Annotated in this window: 17 protein-coding genes; 6 read left to right on the top strand and 11 right to left on the bottom strand. The window is 44.3% G+C overall.

Going from position 1 to position 17,967, the window contains the following annotated elements; all coding sequences use genetic code 11:
• Positions 1-101: 101 nt before the first annotated feature.
• Positions 102-815 (bottom strand): SDR family oxidoreductase, encoded by a 714-nt coding sequence (locus AC0MXB_RS16080; protein WP_474040741.1) that lies wholly within the window; start codon positions 813-815, stop codon positions 102-104.
• A gap of 298 nt (positions 816-1,113) precedes the next feature.
• Here AC0MXB_RS16080 and AC0MXB_RS16075 point away from each other — a divergent pair, with 298 nt between their 5' ends.
• Entirely contained in the window at positions 1,114-2,334 is a 1,221-nt protein-coding gene (locus AC0MXB_RS16075; RefSeq protein WP_474040740.1) for an MFS transporter, read from the top strand.
• Positions 2,335-2,398: 64 nt separating this feature from the next.
• Here AC0MXB_RS16075 and AC0MXB_RS16070 read toward each other — a convergent pair whose 3' ends face one another.
• The 4 genes from AC0MXB_RS16070 to dapA form a co-directional block, all read right to left on the bottom strand.
• Positions 2,399-2,878 carry a hypothetical protein gene (locus AC0MXB_RS16070; protein WP_474040739.1) on the bottom strand — a complete coding sequence of 160 codons (480 nt, stop codon included), beginning with the start codon at positions 2,876-2,878 and terminating at the stop codon, positions 2,399-2,401.
• A 147-nt stretch (positions 2,879-3,025) separates the two neighbouring features.
• On the bottom strand, positions 3,026-4,183 hold the full coding sequence (locus tag AC0MXB_RS16065; RefSeq protein WP_474040738.1) for a UxaA family hydrolase: 1,158 nt from the start codon (positions 4,181-4,183) through the stop codon (positions 3,026-3,028).
• Positions 4,180-4,494: a UxaA family hydrolase gene (locus tag AC0MXB_RS16060; protein ID WP_474040737.1), complete on the bottom strand. Its 315-nt coding sequence runs from the start codon at positions 4,492-4,494 to the stop codon at positions 4,180-4,182. The genes AC0MXB_RS16065 and AC0MXB_RS16060 overlap by 4 nt, the downstream gene beginning before the upstream one ends.
• Positions 4,495-4,512: 18 nt before the next feature.
• Complete coding sequence (dapA, locus tag AC0MXB_RS16055; protein ID WP_474040736.1) at positions 4,513-5,406, bottom strand: 4-hydroxy-tetrahydrodipicolinate synthase; 894 nt, start codon at positions 5,404-5,406, stop codon at positions 4,513-4,515.
• Positions 5,407-5,580: 174 nt separating this feature from the next.
• On the opposite strand from dapA, the gene AC0MXB_RS16050 reads away from it, so the two are divergent.
• Both AC0MXB_RS16050 and AC0MXB_RS16045 read left to right on the top strand, forming a co-directional pair.
• Positions 5,581-7,284, top strand: a complete 1,704-nt coding sequence (locus AC0MXB_RS16050) for a carboxylesterase family protein (RefSeq protein ID WP_474040735.1) — start codon at positions 5,581-5,583, stop codon at positions 7,282-7,284.
• A 67-nt stretch (positions 7,285-7,351) separates the two neighbouring features.
• Positions 7,352-7,708 carry a hypothetical protein gene (locus AC0MXB_RS16045; protein WP_474040734.1) on the top strand — a complete coding sequence of 119 codons (357 nt, stop codon included), beginning with the start codon at positions 7,352-7,354 and terminating at the stop codon, positions 7,706-7,708.
• Positions 7,709-7,796: 88 nt separating this feature from the next.
• On the opposite strand, the gene AC0MXB_RS16040 is transcribed toward AC0MXB_RS16045, so the two are convergent.
• Positions 7,797-8,630: a hypothetical protein gene (locus AC0MXB_RS16040; protein WP_474040733.1), complete on the bottom strand. Its 834-nt coding sequence runs from the start codon at positions 8,628-8,630 to the stop codon at positions 7,797-7,799.
• 13 nt (positions 8,631-8,643) lie between these two features.
• Complete coding sequence (locus tag AC0MXB_RS16035; protein WP_474040732.1) at positions 8,644-9,219, bottom strand: hypothetical protein; 576 nt, start codon at positions 9,217-9,219, stop codon at positions 8,644-8,646.
• A 394-nt stretch (positions 9,220-9,613) separates the two neighbouring features.
• Here AC0MXB_RS16035 and AC0MXB_RS16030 point away from each other — a divergent pair, with 394 nt between their 5' ends.
• From AC0MXB_RS16030 to gyrA, 3 genes are all read left to right on the top strand, one after another.
• The gene (locus tag AC0MXB_RS16030) at positions 9,614-10,330 is read left to right on the top strand and encodes a uracil-DNA glycosylase (protein WP_474040941.1); all 717 of its coding nucleotides are present in this window, start codon (positions 9,614-9,616) and stop codon (positions 10,328-10,330) included.
• A gap of 11 nt (positions 10,331-10,341) precedes the next feature.
• Positions 10,342-11,139, top strand: a complete 798-nt coding sequence (locus AC0MXB_RS16025) for a nuclease-related domain-containing protein (RefSeq protein ID WP_474040731.1) — start codon at positions 10,342-10,344, stop codon at positions 11,137-11,139.
• Between the two features lie 89 nt (positions 11,140-11,228).
• A complete protein-coding gene (gyrA, locus tag AC0MXB_RS16020) occupies positions 11,229-13,667 on the top strand; it encodes a DNA gyrase subunit A (protein WP_474040730.1) in 2,439 nt (812 codons plus the stop codon).
• Positions 13,668-13,776: 109 nt separating this feature from the next.
• On the opposite strand, the gene AC0MXB_RS16015 is transcribed toward gyrA, so the two are convergent.
• From AC0MXB_RS16015 to AC0MXB_RS16000, 4 genes are all read right to left on the bottom strand, one after another.
• Positions 13,777-15,174, bottom strand: coding sequence for a PTS fructose transporter subunit IIC (locus tag AC0MXB_RS16015; RefSeq protein ID WP_474040729.1), 1,398 nt, complete (start codon positions 15,172-15,174; stop codon positions 13,777-13,779).
• Positions 15,175-15,220: 46 nt separating this feature from the next.
• Positions 15,221-15,676 (bottom strand): PTS sugar transporter subunit IIA, encoded by a 456-nt coding sequence (locus AC0MXB_RS16010; RefSeq protein WP_474040728.1) that lies wholly within the window; start codon positions 15,674-15,676, stop codon positions 15,221-15,223.
• Positions 15,677-16,630: a 1-phosphofructokinase gene (pfkB, locus tag AC0MXB_RS16005; RefSeq protein ID WP_474040727.1), complete on the bottom strand. Its 954-nt coding sequence runs from the start codon at positions 16,628-16,630 to the stop codon at positions 15,677-15,679.
• A 65-nt stretch (positions 16,631-16,695) separates the two neighbouring features.
• Complete coding sequence (locus AC0MXB_RS16000) at positions 16,696-17,457, bottom strand: DeoR/GlpR family DNA-binding transcription regulator (RefSeq protein WP_474040726.1); 762 nt, start codon at positions 17,455-17,457, stop codon at positions 16,696-16,698.
• Between the last annotated feature and the right edge of the window lie 510 nt (positions 17,458-17,967).

The following is a 17,967-nucleotide window of genomic DNA, read 5'->3' as shown; positions in this document are numbered from 1 at the left end:
GATAACTAGAGGAATAGTAAAAAACGTTGGCAGCACGCCAACGTTTTTTTATAGCCAATATTTCAGTGAATACCACTTGAGATAGTAGACCGATCACTATCTTAAATCAGTCTATGGCCACCATCTACATGCAATACCGTGCCAGTAACAAAGTCGTTATTCAGCAAATAAACAATTGCTTTTGCAACATCTTCTGCTGATCCGACTCTTTTTAGCGGCAGCTTACCGGCTAGGTCTGTATAGAACTGGTTACGTGCTGCTTCCGGCATTTTGCTTCGAGACGGAGTATCAATAATGCCCGGTGAAATCACATTGACGCGAATGGGGGCCAGTTCCAACGCAAGAGTTTTTCCTAACGCAGTCACCGCTGCATTAATTGCACTAAGAGTAGCTGAGCCAACCATGGCTTTATAGGCTACAATACCTGAAAACAAAGTAATCGACCCACCGGGAGAAATTGCTGAGGCCCCATACTTTGCTGCATAATACTGTCCCCAAAATTTGTTTTCAAACATCGTATGATCCTTTGTTGTGTCTGCAGAAAGAAAGGGTCCACCGGATGTTTCGGCAGCCGTAACTACTAGATGATCTATAGTACCGACAATTTCAAAAAATGATTTCACCTGATCTTCATTGCTAATATCTAGACGATAAGTTTTGATTTGTCCGCCAAGTTCTGCTTTTGCCTTTTCCAGTTTTTCCGCAGAGCGGCTTGCTATAACCACTTCCGCGCCTTGTTCTAGAGTCAGTTTTGTTGCTGCTAAACCAATTCCTGAACTTCCGCCAATTATAACAACTCGTTTACTTTGTAACATTAGAAAAACCTCCTTTAAATACCCTTGAGGGTTGTTGAGGTTATTGTAATGGTTTAACTTCATTTTGTGAAGTAGTGTATTTAAATTCACATGATTTCCGAAAAGATAGTTATAAGGACCTTGCTTATTTATTTTGCTGCGGTCCTTTCAATTCATCAAATTGTTGTTTCTCTATTAACAATATTGCTAAACTTTCCTTCGGGAAATTATATGAAAAAAATATCACTTCTTCCTAAAAAGAATAAATCGATTTATAATAGCGGCAAACGAACAATACATCAATAAAGGAGAGATTCTTATGATTGAAAATAAAAGTGGACCCAAAATCCCGTTGGCAATTGTTGCTCTGCTTATCAGTGCTTTTTCCATTGGAACCACTGAATTCGTCATTATGGGGATATTGTTAGATGTTGCAACCGATTTACAAGTATCTATTAGTGCTGCGGGTCTTTTAATTAGCGGTTATGCCATTGGAGTAGCGCTGGGCGGGCCGGTGATTACGTCCTTAACAAGGCAATTACCACGCAAAAAATTGCTTTTCCGATTGATGCTAGTCTTTGTTGCAGGAAACTTATTAGCTGTAGTCGCTCCTAACTATACTGTACTTATGGCGGCTCGAATTGTCGCTTCTTTTACTCACGGCACCTTTTTCGGTGTAGGTTCTGTTGTCGCCACACGGTTAGTCAAACAAGAACAGCAATCCCGGGCAGTAGCAATGATGTTTGCTGGCCTCACGTTAGCCAATATTTTAGGCGTTCCACTGGGTACTTATATTGGCCACAACTGGGGCTGGCGGATGACCTTTGGTTTTGTGAGCTTGTTAGGCGGTATTTCGTTAGGAGGCATTGCCCTGCTCATTCCCCACTTAGAGCCGGATAAACCAGCGAGTCTGAGTCAGGAACTACAGGTTCTATATAATAAACAGGTAATCCTGGCTTTATTAATGACCGTGCTAGGTTTTGGCGGAGTCTTTACCGCATTCACCTATATCGCTCCCCTATTGACCGACATTACTGGCTTTAGCGAAGCGGCTATTACTCCCATTTTGCTTTTATTCGGATTGGGAATGACAATCGGAAATCTGATTGGCGGTAAATTATCGGATTGGAAATTGATGCCGTCCCTGGCGGGGATGCTACTACTACTAGCTGCCATATTAGCTGGGTTCACCTTTACTAGTCATGAAAAATGGGCGGCGCTTCTTACCATATTCTTATGGGGAATTGCAGCCTTTGCTATCGTGCCAGCATTGCAAATGCGAGTATTAGCAGTGGCAAAGACAGCTCCAAGTATTGCGGCAGCATTGAATATTAGTTCTTTTAATCTTGGCAATGCCGGCGGGGCATTTCTCGGTGGGCTTGTTATCAATAGCAGCCTGGGTCTAAATGCTATTCCAATGGCGGCAGCATCCGTTACTTTTGCGGGACTAATGATCACCTTAGTAAGCTGGTCTTTTGACCGAAAAACTACAGTGAAAGATCATGCAACGACACTGGATCCTTGTTCGCGTAAAGCATAAAAAAAAGCCCCTTTATAGGGGCTGATGGAAAAGATAATTCCACCCGTTATCTGGCTGTTCTTGATTATTTAAGGGTACTGTTCGTATCAGACTCACTTGTTTTTGCTACTTTGTCAGTGTCGGTCTGGTTTCCCAGGTTAGCCATTATTTCCCACATTCGTTGTTGATGCAACGCTGTTAAGCCAAGCATTCTCGTATCAGCAAGAAAAGGCACTACTTCTTCTGCTTTTTTTGTTTTGCTTTTGGCCTGGTTTGTGGCAGTTGCTTGTTCTGTGGATTTTGACTGATCGGCCGTTTTTTCGGTCTGTTGCTTATCTTTTGCTGCTTTCTGTGGATCATCGTCTTTGTCTTTAGCAGCAGTTTCGCCGACGAGAATCTTCATGTTTTTGCCAATCATAATATATGTACAAATCTTATTGCCTTCCTGAATCGTTACATATCTCCAGCCGGAAGCGTTGCTGCTGTCATCTTGCGATGAGTTGTTTTGTATTTGATTTTCTAGCGACTGAGATCCGGTCAACGAAGAAATTCCTGATAAGTCCATTCATTCGTCATCTCCAATTAAAATAATATTTATATAGTAAATATCGACTATTTTCAGGGATTTCTTAATAGCTGAGTCGTTTTTTCTCGGGAATGGTGAAAAAGCAAGAGTCAACTGGAACGAATCCAATCGGCTCTTGCTCTTTTTTTACACGTAGTTACAGAGGCGGCTGATGGCAATATCATTAAATCCTAAGGCTTCTGCTTTTACTATTTTTCCATTGGCGACGGCTAGTACTTCGTGCAAAAGTTTTTCACCCAGGGATTCAATTGCTACGCCTTGAAAAACTGGACTGGCGTCAAAGTCTATGTTGTCTTTCATACATTCATAGGTATCCTTGTTTCCTGTGAGTTTTAATACTGGCATAATCGGATTGCCTGTTGGCGTGCCGCGGCCTGTCGTAAAGACCATAACTTGTGCTCCGCCTGCCGCTACGCCTGTTACTGAAGCGATGTCATAGCCCGGCGTGTCCATAATGACAAGGCCCTTTTTAGTAGGGCGCTGGGCGTAGTCGAAAACTTCTCTGATCGGGCGGTGTCCGCCCTTATGAATACAGCCAAGTGATTTTTCTTCTAACGTAGTAATCCCTCCGGCCTTATTGCCTGGGGAAGGGTTGCCATTGTGCAAGCTTTCTCCTACGTTGGCTAAATGTTGTTCATAGCGTTTGATAATGGTATATATTTGCTCGGCGATTTCCGGCGTAGCGGCCTGTTTCGCTAAAATGTGTTCGGCGCCGATAAACTCGGTTGTCTCACAGAGAATCGAAGTTGAGCCAAGGTCAACAAGGCGGTCACTTAAATTTCCCACAACCGGATTTGCTGCCAGCCCTGACGTTGGATCAGAGCCGCCGCAGTTTGTGCCGACAATTAATTCTGATAAAGGGAAAGACTCCCGCTGCAGGCAGGATGCTTCCGTGGCAAGCTGCCGAGCAAGTTCTACTGCTTTTTTTATGGTAGCAATTGTGCCGCCTTCCTGCTGAATCACAAGTTTGTGCAAGGGTTTGTTCGTTTTACTTTGAATCAGTTTTTCCATATCATCAGGTTGGGCATTTTCACAGCCGAGGCCGATGAGGATGGTTCCATATACATTTGGATTGGCGGCAAGGCCTGACAGGACTTCTTTGGTAATTGCTAGATCGCCTTCTACCTGTGCGCAACCGTTTTGGTTGACAATACTGATCGCTCCCTGAACTTGACTGGCGGCCATGCGGCAAGTCTCACTGGAGCAGGCTGAGGTAGGCAAAAGTAAAACGAGATTGCGGATGCCTACTTTTCCATCGGGCCGTTTATAACCTAAAAAGTTCAATTGGTTTGCCCTCCTTCTTGAGAGGCAAGCGTTTCTCTGATACTCATCAGATTATGACTGTGGACGTGCGTGCCTGGCGCAATATCGCAAGTAGCTCGGCCAATGACTTGGCCGTATTTATAGATTTTTTCGCCTTTCGCAATGGATATGAGGCTGAATTTGTGATAGATGGGAACCGCCGTTACTAGCGGCAACTCTTGTTTGCTATTATTTACGAGAAAACAGGCTTGATCGCCGACCATAAGGGGTGTCACTGCCACAGCTACGCTGTCTTTCGGATCGACAATTAAGGCATTTATAGTGGTCTCCATAAACAGACTTCCTCCACTTTAGAGAATTTGCGCTTTGTTCAGCAACAATTTGACCTCTGTTTCCTGCTCAGTCGTAAGTGGCAAGGATGGCGCCTTGCAGAGAGAAGTCACGGGAACTCCGCGTAGGGCGGTTGCTGCTTTGATTCCTGAGATGAAGGGCTGCGAAACTTTATAAAGATTCATCAGAATATTGATTTTTTCTTGACCATGGCCGATGGCGGCGAAGTTCCCCTGCTGGTAGTTAATTAACAGAGCGCTGAACAGCTCAGGGACGATATTAGTCAGACCGCAGATGACACCGTCGCCGCCTGCCATAAGATTAGGAAGTAAATATTCGTCGAAGCCTGACAAGATGGAGAAGTCCGGTGCAACTGTTTTAACCGTTTGAATTAGTTCACGCGTATGGCTGATATTATCTACCGTGTCCTTCATTCCCACAATTTGAGGATAGTTTTTGGCCAGATTAGCAATTAACTGCGGGCTGAGATTCACGCTGGTTCGGTCAGGAAAATTATAGATAAGTAAAGGTAAACTCGTGTTTTTCGCAATTTCTTCATAATAAGCGGCAATCGTTGCTTCGTTGAGGCTGAAATAGTAAGGAGAAATCAGCACGGCGCCGTCAGCGCCTGCTTCTTTAGCAAATTGGGTGAGTTCAATTACTTCCGATACAACAGTGCCGCCTGTGCCGATAAGAACGGGAATTCGGTTATTCACCTTCGCTACAACAAAGCGAATGAGTTCTTTTTTCTCGGCGCTTGTCAAAGCAAAGAATTCGCCAAGGCTTCCTAAAAATAACAAGCCGTTCATGCCGCCGCCAATTAGATGTTCAATGACGGCTTCCATGCCGGCAAAGTCAAGCTCTCGATTTTCTTTTAATGGGGTAATGACTGGTGTAATAATTCCACGAAACATACTTTCACCATCTCCTTTTCCCTTACGGGTTCCATTTGCTTTCTTGCTACTATTTCCGCTTTTTTTAGTCAATTCCTTTATGGGGGCGGGAAAAGGTAAAAATAGTGGCTTATTTCCTAGCCTTATTTTATACTGAAAAAAAGATTGCTGATTCGGTGATAATAGGAGGTCCTTATGAAAAAAATCCGCACTTTGCTGATGACCATGGTTTCCATTGCTCTATTTGGTACGGTTGCCTACGGCGCGGGTCAGACAAGCCCTAGTACTTTGGCCTATCAGGGAAAAGTTTTGCAAGCAACGAAATATGGCAGCGTGGAAGGCGTCGAAGATCAAACAACGAAAACCTTTGCCTGGCTGGGGGTTCCCTATGCGAAACCGCCAATTGACGAGCTTCGCTGGCGGGCGCCGCAGACTGTGGACGCTTGGAGCGGCGTTTTGTCGACTAAGAAATTTTCAAAGGCTAGTGCGCAGCTTGCGGGAGCAAAATTGCTTGGTAGCGAAGATTGTTTGTATCTCAATATATGGCGTCCAGCTACGAACGAGCAAAATCTACCTGTCCTTGTTTTTGTGCATGGTGGTGGGAATTTCAATGGATCAGGTGAGACCTTTAAAGGCGATCTTTTAGCGACGCGTACAAATAGTATTATTGTTTCCGTGAATTATCGGTTGGGAGCTTTGGGCTGGTTAAATTACAGCGCCCTAAAGACGGGAGATCCGCTAGATGACTCGGGGAATTACGGTTTGCTAGATATCTTGAAGTCCTTGGAATGGGTACAAGGATCGATTGAAAGTTTCGGCGGTAATCCCCATAATGTAACTCTTTCCGGTCAGTCTGCCGGTGCGCGCGATGTGATGGCGGCTCTGATTTCTCCTTTAGGGAAGGGGTTATTTCAAAAAGCCATGGCCTTGAGCGGCGGCTTTACCTTTGCTAAACCGGAGCAGGGAGAGGCATTTAGTCAGGCTTATGTGAAAAAGATTCTAGTGAAAACAGGCGAAGCCGCTGACGAAGCTGCGGCTGAAAAGTGGCTTGTTGCACATTCGGCGACGGAAACTGCGAACTACCTGCGTAGTCTTGATATGGCGTCAGTAACGCCACCAAGGCCTGATAATATTCGCATGGCGCCTTTTCCCCATCTGTTTGCCGATGGCTATGTCATTCCTAAAGACGGCGCCGCCGTTATTACAAGCGGCAACTATAATCAAGTTCCGCTAGTGCTAGGTAGCATGGCTCGTGAGTTTGCCTACTATACTGTCGTTGAGCCTTATTTTGCGGCAGCGCTAAAAGATCGCAGTATTTTGCAGGACGAAGCTAAGTTTAAATTGTATCAAGCTAGCGTCGAATTTGGCGGTAAAATGTTCTCTGGGTTTGTGTCGGAACGAGCAGCCGATCTATTAAGGGGGAATGCTAAACAACCGCCTATATATGTCTATCGTTTTGCTTGGGGAAGAAATGAAGCTGCCATTGCTGCGCCGTGGAATCAACTGCTTGGCGCAGCCCATGCTGCTGACATTGATTTTTATACAGGGCATGAAGAGTTTCCTTTTCAAAAGCTGTTTCCGAGTATCTACTATACCAAGGCCAATAAACCAGGGAGAGATGAACTAAGTGTAGCCTTGGCTGCGTATGTGAAGAATTTTCTTTATACAGGCAACCCTAATAGTTCGGGATTCGTACAATGGGAAATGTGGCCGAAAAATAAACAGCAAGGCGCTTTCTTGGAACTTGACGCCGATGCATCTGGGGCTCATATTGCAATGGTTCATGATCGTTTTGATAAACAGGCGCTGCTTACTGAAATGAAAACCACTTTGCCTGCTGATGAATGGAATCTTTTAAGCGAAAAATTACTGAAAGGACGGTTCTTTTGGGACTATTAAGGTGTCATTAATTTGTCATACGTTCCTGTTATCTTATAAGCAAGGAATTTTTAGGGGAGGCTACTTTATGAAAAGAGTGGGGAAAAAAATAATGATTTATTCGCTTGTTGGCATGATGCAGATCGGCTGGGGCGTTTCAGTACTTGAGGCATCGCCGCTCACTCAGGAGAATCGCTCAGTGATTCAATTAGACGATCGGCATCACATGGAACGAGAGCGCGAGCATGAAGAAAGACAGCGTGAACATGATCGCAGAATGCGGGAAGAGCAGAAACGACATGAGCATGAAATGCGGCGTCATCCTCATGAAAGCGAACGAGAATGGCATAGGCGGCAGGAGCAGGAAAGAGAACGGCATGAACGAGAAATGCGGATTATAGCTGCTGTTTTGATTGGTGCTGTCATTGCCTCTTCGGGAAATTAATCTAAAATAAAAATCCTCTAGAGATACTGCCAAATGGCAAAATCTCTAGAGGATTTTTGTCTTAGCGTGATTCAACGGCGTTTTATAACTAGAAGACATTCGATAAAGCAAGATAGGTTTTAGCGTTGCGGCTAGCTGTAAAGGAGCGAGAAAAATCGCGATATATTGTTAGGATGCTGTTTGCTCCTATTTTACGATTTAATTCTAGATGCAGGCCAGTAGAATTATCATAAGTGGAATCAGTACAGTAGGCTGATACGGCGCCTGCGGCAATGTTATGATACTCCACAGACAAGAGGGTGCTGCCAGGAACTTGTAAATCGCCTTGGGCAAGAGTAATAAGATAGCCTTTGGAGCCTTGCGTAAGATTTGTGGCTACATCTACAGTAAGGGATAGTCGGGGAGAGAGTTGTTGTTGTGCCGTAAGCCCCACATAGCTGTTTTGTTCACGAAAGTAGCTTAACTCTACGGTTAAAGATTGCGCTATGTCAGGGGAAATTTCAATTGCTGTAAACGGTCGACTTTTTTTACCATAGAAGAGAGAAATTGTTTGGTGGTCGGCAGTTTTAATATAAGTTTGAATTCCAGTAGCGCCACTGATGCTGGCGATTAGGCCATTGCCTAAAATACAGCTTTGTTTACCAATTGTATATTCATTGTCAGCGGGATGAAAGCGGAGATAAAAATCGTTTACTGTATTCACGGGATTTTGTCCATTAGTATGATTTGACTCTACGGTAGTGCCAAGCCAAAGTGAGGGGGTGGCATTGATCGTCATACTTGCTGTAATATCCTGGGTCAGCTGCTTTGATTGACCGGCTTGCTTGGTATACTCGTAGCTTGTTGTACCAGTTAAAGAGTTGGCAAAGACGGGGGGCGAGGCAAGAAAGAAAACAAGAAACAGTAGGAAAACGCAACGCATTATGAGGCTTCTTTTAAATTAACGGAATGTCTTGGGAAGGCTGGTTAAGCCCAGCTTCGGCAAGAAATTGGATACTTGTAAGCATTTGGAAGAAAGGCGGCACTGTTTCTTGGTATTCCTGCGGCGGTGCCGAAAAAATGAACATATAGAGTCGATCTTGTTGCAAAAATTCGGCTAAACAATATTTTTTTTCTTTATCGCGGTAATTCAGCAGTAGAGCTTTGTTGTTTCCAAACAGGCGGATTTGCGATTTTTCAAAAGTGACAGAGGGAATCGTATGAAAAATTTCTTGCTTGATTCCATCAATAAGCTCCGTGAGTTCAGCCTCGTTATAGTCGGCAAAGCTTTTATGGGAATCATCCAACGGGTCAACGGGAGCAACACTGGCAATGATTGCCGTTGTGCCAAAACCAGAAGGCGTGAGCACGATCGTTTTACCTGTTACTGTATATTGCTCCATGACAGTCCAGTTCGGCGGTGTTGTCATTTGAAACGCATTGTCCTTATCTATATAGATGGCGGCAAAGACCGGATGGGTTCCTAGGAGTAAGAAGGCTGCGAAAAAGAGCAATAGCAAGCGTTTTGGCATAAGAAAGCTCCTTTCAGTCATTTTAGAAAGTGTCTTTTGTACATAAAACCATACTCTCTTTGCCCTGTCAACTCCTAGCAGTAGATTTATTAATGGGCCAGTCCACAACTATTCCAAGGAAGTCAAAAGTTCTGATGTCCGAAGTTTCTCTTATCTACAGTGTTATACACAAAAAAACGCAGTTATAAACAGAGTTATCAACAGTTTATACACAGAGCTGTGCACAAAACTGCAATATAAGGAAATAGACTATTGCAATTTTCCACAACTTATCCACGAAAAAGCGCTATTATCCACAAAAAACACAAGGTTTATCCACAAGTCGTGTCGCTATGAAAGAATCTGTACATTTATTTTAAATTATGTCACAATAAAAGGAAAAGCTTAAGTGCGAATGCTTAAGTTGTGGCAGGTGGCTACAGTGGAAAACTATGCAACAATAGAAGAATTAGAAGCGGGCTTATTAACATGTCGCAGCTGTGACTTGTGCAATACGACGAATCGTGGACCGACAAGTTATACTGGTACGGCTAAAAGCCCCTTAATGATTATCGGCGAGGGGCCAGGCGGCGTCGAGGATGAGTATGGCGTGCCGCTGGTGGGGCCGTCAGGTCAATTGCTTGATAAAGCTTTATGGAGTGTGGGCGTGACTAGGGACCGGGTATACACGACCAATGTAGTCAAATGCCGACCTCAGGGAAATCGAACGCCGACGATAGAAGAGGGCTGTTTTTGTGCGGACTTGTGGCTCGCCAAAGAGATCGCTTTAGTAAAGCCGCAGGCGATCGTGGCTTTAGGGAGCGTGGCTTTGCGATATCTTTACGGAGCTGATAAAAAGATTACGAAAGAACGGGGAAAATGGTTTCAAACAGAAGCAGGAATTTGGGCGATTCCCACGTTTCATCCCGCTTATTTACTGCGATTGTCCGGGAAGCCCTTGGTGACAGCAAAATGGAACGTATTTTATGATTTAAAGGCAGCTATAGAAAAATGCCGTGAGGCGCCGGAGTATACCTCTTACATGTTTGCTTCAGAGAATACAGCAAAATTGTTAGAACTCTATGAACAGCGTCGCAATGAACGGTCAGAACGTAAGCTTGCTGTAAAGTAAAGGAGTAATATATGGCGTATTTATTAAAAGCAGACTCTCTCTTGGAAAAAGAGGCTATGAAAGGAAAGCGCCTAATGAATGGCGGGATTGCGCTTTCCTTAGTATTTGTAATTTGTCATTTCATCACTCTAATGCACGGGGATCTTCCTGCTATCCTCAAATATGGCTCCTTAGTCGGTATTGGTATTGGTATTCTCTTAAATCGGTTGGCTCTGCAGCATTATGGCGCCTGTATGTCGGGAGCCGAGGGAGAACGGCGCGTTTCCGCCTTTTTAGTAAAAGAGTTATCGAATGATTGGGTTATTTTAAATGACTTGGAAGTTCAATCAAATCAAAAGACAGCCCAGATTGATCATTTGCTTGTGGGACCTTATGGCATTGTGTTAATTGAAACGAAAAATGTGAAGGGCCGTATTTCCCTAACCGATAATAAACAATATTGGGCGCAAGAAAAACGCTATGATACAAAACAGTTTTATAGTCCAACGCTGCAGGCTAGAGGGCATGAGGCGGCGATTAAATCAGTCATTAGTCTTTTTCATCTTGATAAATACATTCCGATTCGTTCGGTAGTGCTTTTTTCGGATGAAGGCATTGAACTGAAGCTACCACTCTTTGTCGATGGGGTTCCGGTGAAAAAACTAGAAACTTTGGCAGCCCTTGATTTTACTGGCGGCAAGGAACCTGTATTTAGTAAGCAAGAGGTAGATTATATTAGTCGGATTTTATTAGGAATTCATGGTGAGCCGATTGAAGAGGGGCAGGAAAATGTCTGCACGTTCCATCATACGGGACGTTTTGGCATATAAATTGCTTTTCTTTGAAAGACAAGCAGGAATTTTTTGCATGGATCGGGAAAGTATATAATTCGAGATTTTATGTTTTTTGAGGTGAGAATGTGGATTTAGGTATAGGTAAGGTATTGCCTGTTCGTCTCGAAGAGGAAATGAAGAACTCCTATATTGACTATGCAATGAGCGTTATTGTCATGCGCGCCTTGCCAGATGTTAGAGATGGTCTTAAACCAGTGCATCGGCGGATTTTGTACGCAATGCATGAAGCGGGGATGACGCCGAACAAGCCATACAAGAAATCGGCTCGTATCGTCGGCGAAGTGCTCGGTAAGTATCATCCGCATGGTGATAGTTCCGTTTATGATGCAACGGTTCGTTTGGCGCAGGATTTCTCCACACGCTATCTTTTGGTAGACGGTCATGGTAACTTCGGATCGGTTGACGGCGATTCGGCGGCAGCTATGCGTTATACAGAAGTAAGAATGTCGCGCATAGCCGAAGAAATGCTGGCAGATATCGAAAAAGATACAGTCGACTATACGCCGAACTATGATGAGTCCTTGCAAGAGCCTACGGTGCTTCCTGCTAAGATTCCTAATCTGTTGGTTAATGGGTCTTCCGGGATTGCTGTAGGTATGGCAACGAATATTCCGCCTCATAATTTACGGGAAGTCGTTGACGGTCTTGTCATGATGATTGAGAATCCGAATGTGACGATTGAAGAACTCATGACAGCCATAAAAGGCCCTGATTTTCCTACGGCGGGCTTAATTTTAGGCCGTGAAGGAATTCGTCAGGCTTATTTCACTGGCCGAGGCAGTGTGAAAATGCGAGCGCAGGCTCGTGTTGAAAATATGGCCAACGGCAAACAACGTATTTTAGTTACGGAAATTCCTTATCAGGTAAATAAGGCGCGATTGATTGAAAACATTGCCAACTTAGTGCGCGATAAAGCCATTGAGGGTATTACCGATTTACGAGACGAAAGTGATCGCAGCGGTATGCGGATTGTTATTGAACTGCGCCGTGACGTGAATCCTGACGTTATTTTAAATCAGCTTTATAAACATACGCAGATGCAGGAAACCTTCGGTGTCAATATGCTGGCTCTTGTGAATGGGCGGCCGCGAGTGCTTAATTTGCAACAGGCCTTATGGCATTATTTAGAGCATCAGAAGGAAGTCATTATTCGCCGGACGCAGTTTGAACTGAAGAAAGCGAAGGCGCGGGCTCATATTTTGGAAGGCTTGAAAATAGCCTTAGATCATTTAGATGCTGTTATTACTACAATTCGTCAATCGCAGACTGTCGATATTGCCAAAAAAGCATTGATGGAAGGTTTCTCCCTAAGCGAAAAGCAAGCGCAGGCTATCTTGGAAATGCGCCTTCAACGCTTAACAGGCTTAGAACGTGAGAAAATCGAACAGGAATACAAAGATATTTTGGAAACGATTGCTTACTTAGAAAGTGTACTGGCTGATGAAGCGAAAGTTTACCAGATCGTAAAAGAAGAGCTGACGGAAGTAAAACGTCGTTTTGGCGATGACCGCCGCACCGTGATTACGAGCGATGTGTCGAAACTCGATATTGCCGACTTGATCGCTGAAGAAGATATTGTGATCACCTTGACGCATTTCGGCTATATCAAACGGCTTCCAGTTGACACCTACCGCAGTCAAAAACGCGGCGGCCGCGGTGTGAATGGTATGAATACGAAAGAATCCGATTTCGTAGAACATCTATTCGTGACGTCAACTCATCATAATCTATTGTTCTTTACTTCGCGCGGGAAGGTGTATCGCCTGAAAGGCTACGAAATTCCCGAAGCTTCGCGTCAGGCGAAAGGTACAGCGATTATTAATTTGCTGCAGCTTGAGCAAAATGAAAAGATTACGGCAGTTATTCCGCTCAGAGAATTCTCGCCAAATCGCTTTTTGTTTATGGCAACGAAGCATGGTATCGTGAAAAAGACGGAGCTTACTGAATTTGATACAACCCGTAAGGGTGGACTCATCGCCATTAATCTTGATGAAGACGATGATCTGATCGGCGTGAAGCTGACAAATGGTGAGCAAAATATGATTATGGGTACACGTAGCGGCATGGCCATTCATTTTTCTGAAAGCAATGTGCGCATGATGGGCCGGACTGCTCACGGTGTAAAAGGCATTTCGCTCAATACCGATGATGAAGTAGTCGGTATGGATACGGCGCATAAAAATGGTGAAGTTCTTACTGTTACAGCCGACGGCTATGGCAAGCGTACTGATATTGAAGATTACCGCTTGCAGACTCGTGGCGGCAAAGGGATCATTAACTTTAAAGTAACTGATAAGACTGGTGAAGTTGTGGGTCTTAAAGTGGTTCGTCCTGGCCAGGAATTAATGCTCATTACGATTGATGGCGTTGTCATTCGAATCGATATTGAAGACATTTCTTTAATCAGTCGCAACACGCAAGGCGTGAAACTGATGAAGACTGGCGAAGACGATAAAGTGATTGCCTTAGCAGCTGTCGAGAAGAAAACCGAATCAGATAGCTAAAGTAAATAGGTGAATTGAATCGATAAAATTTAAGCCTGCAAGACTGAGCAATTTCTGCTTAGTCATTGCAGGCTTTTTTTCTTAGCGGCTTTACTATTTAGGCAGCTATTTAGCTCGTTTTTTTGCTGAGGTCCGGTTTGGTAATGTGAAGCAAGAGAGCGGTGATAATTGTTCCGGCAAGAATGGCTGCAATATACATGCCCAGATTGCCAACCGCATGGGGAATGGGAAGGACGAAGATGCCGCCGTGGGGGGCGCGAAGCGTGCAGCCGAAGATCATGGAGAGAGCGCCTGTAACGGCAGAGCCAGCCATGATGGAGGGTATGACACGGAAGGGGTCAGCGGCGGCAAAGGGAATGGCACCTTCTGTAATGAAGGAGATTCCGAGGACAGCGGCGGCTTTACCTGCTTCCCGTTCGTCGGGCGTAAATTTATTCTTGCTAAGGTAGGTGGCTAAGGCAATGCCTAAGGGCGGCGTCATACCAGCAGCCATGACTGCAGCCATTGGTTCAAAAATGTTACTGCTTAAAAGGCCTACACTGAAAGCATAAGCGGCTTTGTTAACGGGGCCGCCCATATCAAAGGCCATCATGGCGCCAAGTAGAAGTCCCAGGACTCCGGCGTTGGCTGAAGACATGCTTTTTAGCGTTTCGGTCATAAGGTCCATAATGGTTTTTACAGGAGTGCCGATTACATAAACCATGAGAAGGCCGACAATTGCACTAGCGAAAAGCGGAATGATAAGAACGGGTTTTAGGCCTTCTAAGGCTTTGGGGAGGCGGATCGATTCTTTGAGCCAATGAGCTGTATAGCCTGCCAAAAATCCGGCAATGATTCCGCCGAGAAATCCGGCGCCAATTTTGGCAGCAAGCATACCGCCAATGAGACCCGGTGTCAGGCCGGGACGGTCGGCAATGGAAAAAGCGATGAAGCCAGCTAAGACGGGCACCATAAGGGCGAAGGCTGCACCGCCGCCAATATCCATAAGGGCTGCAGCTAGAGTTCCTTTTTCTTTGAACGCTTCAATACCGAATACGAAAGAAAGAGCAATGAGAAGACCGCCAGCGACTACCATCGGAATCATATAAGATACGCCGGTCATGAGATGCTTGTAAGGGCCGGTGCGAGCAGCAGACTTTTCTTGTTTGCCATCAGCCACTTTGCTGAGAAAATCTTGATCTTTTGTAGCAGCCACTGTAGGAGTCTCTAAGGCTAAAGCGGCATTGATAACATCTTTGCCACTTTTTATGGCGGCGCCTACGCCTATTTTATATAGACGTTTGCCAGCGAAAGGCGTGGTGTCAATGGCTGTATCAGCAGCAATAATGACAGCGTCAGCCTGGGCAATATCTTCCGGCGTTAACGCATTTTCGATTCCTACGGAACCGCGTGTTTCCACTTTGATCGTGTGGCCCATTTCTCCAGCTGCCTTGCTAAGCGATTCAGCAGCCATATAGGTATGGGCGATTCCGGTCGGGCAGGATGTAACAGCAATCAGTTTGCTCATGGTAATTCCTCCTTCTTATCGTTCAATTTTTATTTCGGTAAAATGATCAGGCCTCGCGGGAACGAATTGCAGCAAAGATGTCTGCTTTGTTTTGAGCGGAGCGGAGTTCGGCAAGGAAGGATTCGTGCATTAGCATCCTGGCTAAGCGGGATAGAGCTTGCAAGTGAATATCGTCACCAGCCTGTGGTGCGGCGATGAGAAAGAACAGATCCGCCTTTGTTTCGTCAAGGGAAGCTACGTCAATTCCCTCGTTTATGCGGGCAAAGCCGATCGCCGGTTTGGCGACAGCGTCTGATTTAGCGTGAGGGATAGCAACCCCGAAGCCAACGCCGGTTGTACCAAGTTCTTCTCGTTTGGCTACAGCTTGTAAGTAAGCTGTTTTATCTGTTATGACATTTGCTGCATGAAAAGTATCGGCTAGTTGTTCCCAAACAGCTTCTTTTGTGACAGCGTTTATATCCAGTAGAATGGAGCTTTCGTTCAATAATTCTGTGATTTTCATTTATGATTCCTCCCAGTTTGTGATTTGAACAAGGGGCTCTAAGTTTTGGACTTCCGTCAAGGAACCAGACTGTGTTCCTTCTGTGGCAACTGCGGCAGCCGCAGAGGCTGTCGCCAAGCGTGCTAGATTTTGTAAGGAGAAGTTTCGTAACGTTGCGACTGCAATTCCGCCTACCATGGCATCGCCTGCGCCGACTGTAGAATTTACCGAAATGGTAGGTGATTTGACTAAAAGCTTTTCTTTCCCTTTAGCAAAGATTGCGCCATCAGCGCCGAGCGATACTACAACAAGTTCGATTCCACTATGGAGGAGTTCATCAATAATCTTTCGTAAGTTGCTAGGATTTGTTAAGTCTAGATCGTAGAGTTGACTAAGTTCTTCTACGTTCGGTTTGATGGCATACGGTTTGGCTGTCAGGGCTTGTTGTAAAGCTTCGCCGCTTGTATCAAGGAAAGCGCGACCCCCAGCTGTTTTAATTTGAGCAATCAATTGAGCGTAAATATTTGAGGGGGCATTCGGCGGCAGGCTGCCTGATAAGATAAATGTCGAATTCGGTGAGGCCAGAAAGGCGATTTTTTCTTCTAAGCGCTTATAATCAGTTGCTTGAAAAGCTAGGCCAGGAAAATTTACTTCTGTGACAGTGCAGCTTGTTTGATCAATGAGCTTCATATTGCTACGCGTGGCGCCTTGTAAAGTAATAAAATGATCTTCAATATCTTTCATTAAGAAGAAATCTTGAAACTTTTTGACGTTGTCTTGTCCTAAAAAGCCAGTGACAGTTACCTTTTCGCCGAGTGAACGAATAACATTCGCAACATTAATTCCTTTGCCGCCGGGATCCAGGCGTTCTTCCTGAACACGGTTTACTTTACCTATTTGAAAACAAGGGAGATAAATCGAATGATCTAAGGCTGGGTTTAAGGTGACCGTGATGATATTCGCTGTTTCTACCATTAGAGAAGCCTCCTTTCTATAGAAAGTAATAAGGGTGAGGAGCCTTTATTGCGCAGGGTTTACTGTTAGGCCTCTTTAGCTAGATGAATTTTGACTTTTCCTTCATATTGTTTTAGTACTTCTGCTTTTACCGTTTGATCTGTAATCATAAAGCTGAGTTCAGCTAAGTCGCAAATCTTGCATAAGCTCTTTTGATTCAGCTTACTATGGTCAACCGCTAAAATCCGCTCTTCTGCGGCTAGCATCATATAGCGTTTTGTTTCAGCCTCCGTTGCGTTAGGAGTTGTTACGCCTTTTAGTAAGTCCACTCCGTTAGCAGCTAAGAAAACCTTATCGAAGTGTAGACGTTTCAGTGATTCATTGGCGAGATAGCCGACAAGCGATCTAGGGGACTTACGAAAGGTTCCGCCGATTAGCAGAACTTCGACGGTAGCGTCATCGGCAAACTTTTGGGCAATATCCATACTATTTGTACCAACCGTAATAGATCTATTTTGTAAGAAGTGAGCAATTTCTAAAGTCGTTGTTCCGGCATCAAGCAAAATTGTTTCTCCATCTTTGACGAGCGATGCAGCATATTTTGCAATCTGTTGTTTTTCATTTAAATGACGTACTTCTTTTTCGTGGAAACTGAACTCGTAACCCGATTGCGCCAATATGGCGCCGCCGTGGGTTCTTTGCAATAACCCTTCATCTTCCATCTCCTGTAGGTCGCGGCGAATCGTTGACTCAGATACATCAAAGTGTTGGCACAGTTCAATTACTTTTACTGTCTGTCCAATTTTCATAAGTTGTAAGATTTCCGCTTTGCGCTCTTCGGCAAACATAAGATACCTCCTTAAAAATGGAATAGTTGCGTGTTTTTGGTCGATTTATTTCAAAATAATGAGTTTAATTGATTGAATATGATTGAATATGATTGTTTATGATTATTATAGATGCGAAATAGAAAAAGTGTCAATTGATTTTCTAAGAGTAGAGCATGTTTTTTTTATAAGAACGATTATTGTAAATACGCCAAGAGTCTCCAAAGTCAATAAAGATAAAAAGTTTCACAAAAAGTGTTGACATAAGTTTACCCCTATGTTATTATAAACAAGTCGCCGATGGGCGGCACGAAAACAGAAAAGAATCATCGCTTCTGAAAAGAAGGCGAAACGGTTAAAAAAGAAACTTTGAAAAAAGTGCTTGACAAACTGGTTCGAAAGATGATAAACTATCTAAGCTGCTTCGGTAGCGGCTCTCTGAAAACTAAACGATGGATAAGTAACAACAAGCCAGATGTGCGGGTTTCGTAAGAAACCAACTTAAATAATTTCTTTATTTTGTAATTAGAG

The sequence above is a fragment of the Pelorhabdus sp. sgz311001 genome (genome assembly GCF_055901755.1).
The sequence above is the reverse complement of the archived record's forward strand: the minus strand, read 5'-3'. Positions and strand labels throughout refer to the sequence as shown.

Bases quoted from the DNA above. Each gene is read 5' to 3' on its own strand.
- AC0MXB_RS16050 (WP_474040735.1), top strand. From the start codon at position 5,581: ATGAAAAAAATCCGCACTTTGCTGATGACCATGGTTTCCATTGCTCTA.
- AC0MXB_RS16015 (WP_474040729.1), bottom strand. From the start codon at position 15,174: ATGAGCAAACTGATTGCTGTTACATCCTGCCCGACCGGAATCGCCCAT.
- pfkB (WP_474040727.1), bottom strand. From the start codon at position 16,630: ATGGTAGAAACAGCGAATATCATCACGGTCACCTTAAACCCAGCCTTA.
- AC0MXB_RS16080 (WP_474040741.1), bottom strand. From the start codon at position 815: ATGTTACAAAGTAAACGAGTTGTTATAATTGGCGGAAGTTCAGGAATT.
- AC0MXB_RS16030 (WP_474040941.1), top strand. From the start codon at position 9,614: ATGCTTAAGTTGTGGCAGGTGGCTACAGTGGAAAACTATGCAACAATA.
- AC0MXB_RS16060 (WP_474040737.1), bottom strand. From the start codon at position 4,494: ATGGAGACCACTATAAATGCCTTAATTGTCGATCCGAAAGACAGCGTA.
- dapA (WP_474040736.1), bottom strand. From the start codon at position 5,406: ATGTTTCGTGGAATTATTACACCAGTCATTACCCCATTAAAAGAAAAT.
- AC0MXB_RS16075 (WP_474040740.1), top strand. From the start codon at position 1,114: ATGATTGAAAATAAAAGTGGACCCAAAATCCCGTTGGCAATTGTTGCT.
- AC0MXB_RS16040 (WP_474040733.1), bottom strand. From the start codon at position 8,630: ATGCGTTGCGTTTTCCTACTGTTTCTTGTTTTCTTTCTTGCCTCGCCC.
- AC0MXB_RS16045 (WP_474040734.1), top strand. From the start codon at position 7,352: ATGAAAAGAGTGGGGAAAAAAATAATGATTTATTCGCTTGTTGGCATG.
- AC0MXB_RS16070 (WP_474040739.1), bottom strand. From the start codon at position 2,878: ATGGACTTATCAGGAATTTCTTCGTTGACCGGATCTCAGTCGCTAGAA.
- AC0MXB_RS16035 (WP_474040732.1), bottom strand. From the start codon at position 9,219: ATGCCAAAACGCTTGCTATTGCTCTTTTTCGCAGCCTTCTTACTCCTA.
- AC0MXB_RS16025 (WP_474040731.1), top strand. From the start codon at position 10,342: ATGGCGTATTTATTAAAAGCAGACTCTCTCTTGGAAAAAGAGGCTATG.
- AC0MXB_RS16000 (WP_474040726.1), bottom strand. From the start codon at position 17,457: ATGTTTGCCGAAGAGCGCAAAGCGGAAATCTTACAACTTATGAAAATT.
- AC0MXB_RS16010 (WP_474040728.1), bottom strand. From the start codon at position 15,676: ATGAAAATCACAGAATTATTGAACGAAAGCTCCATTCTACTGGATATA.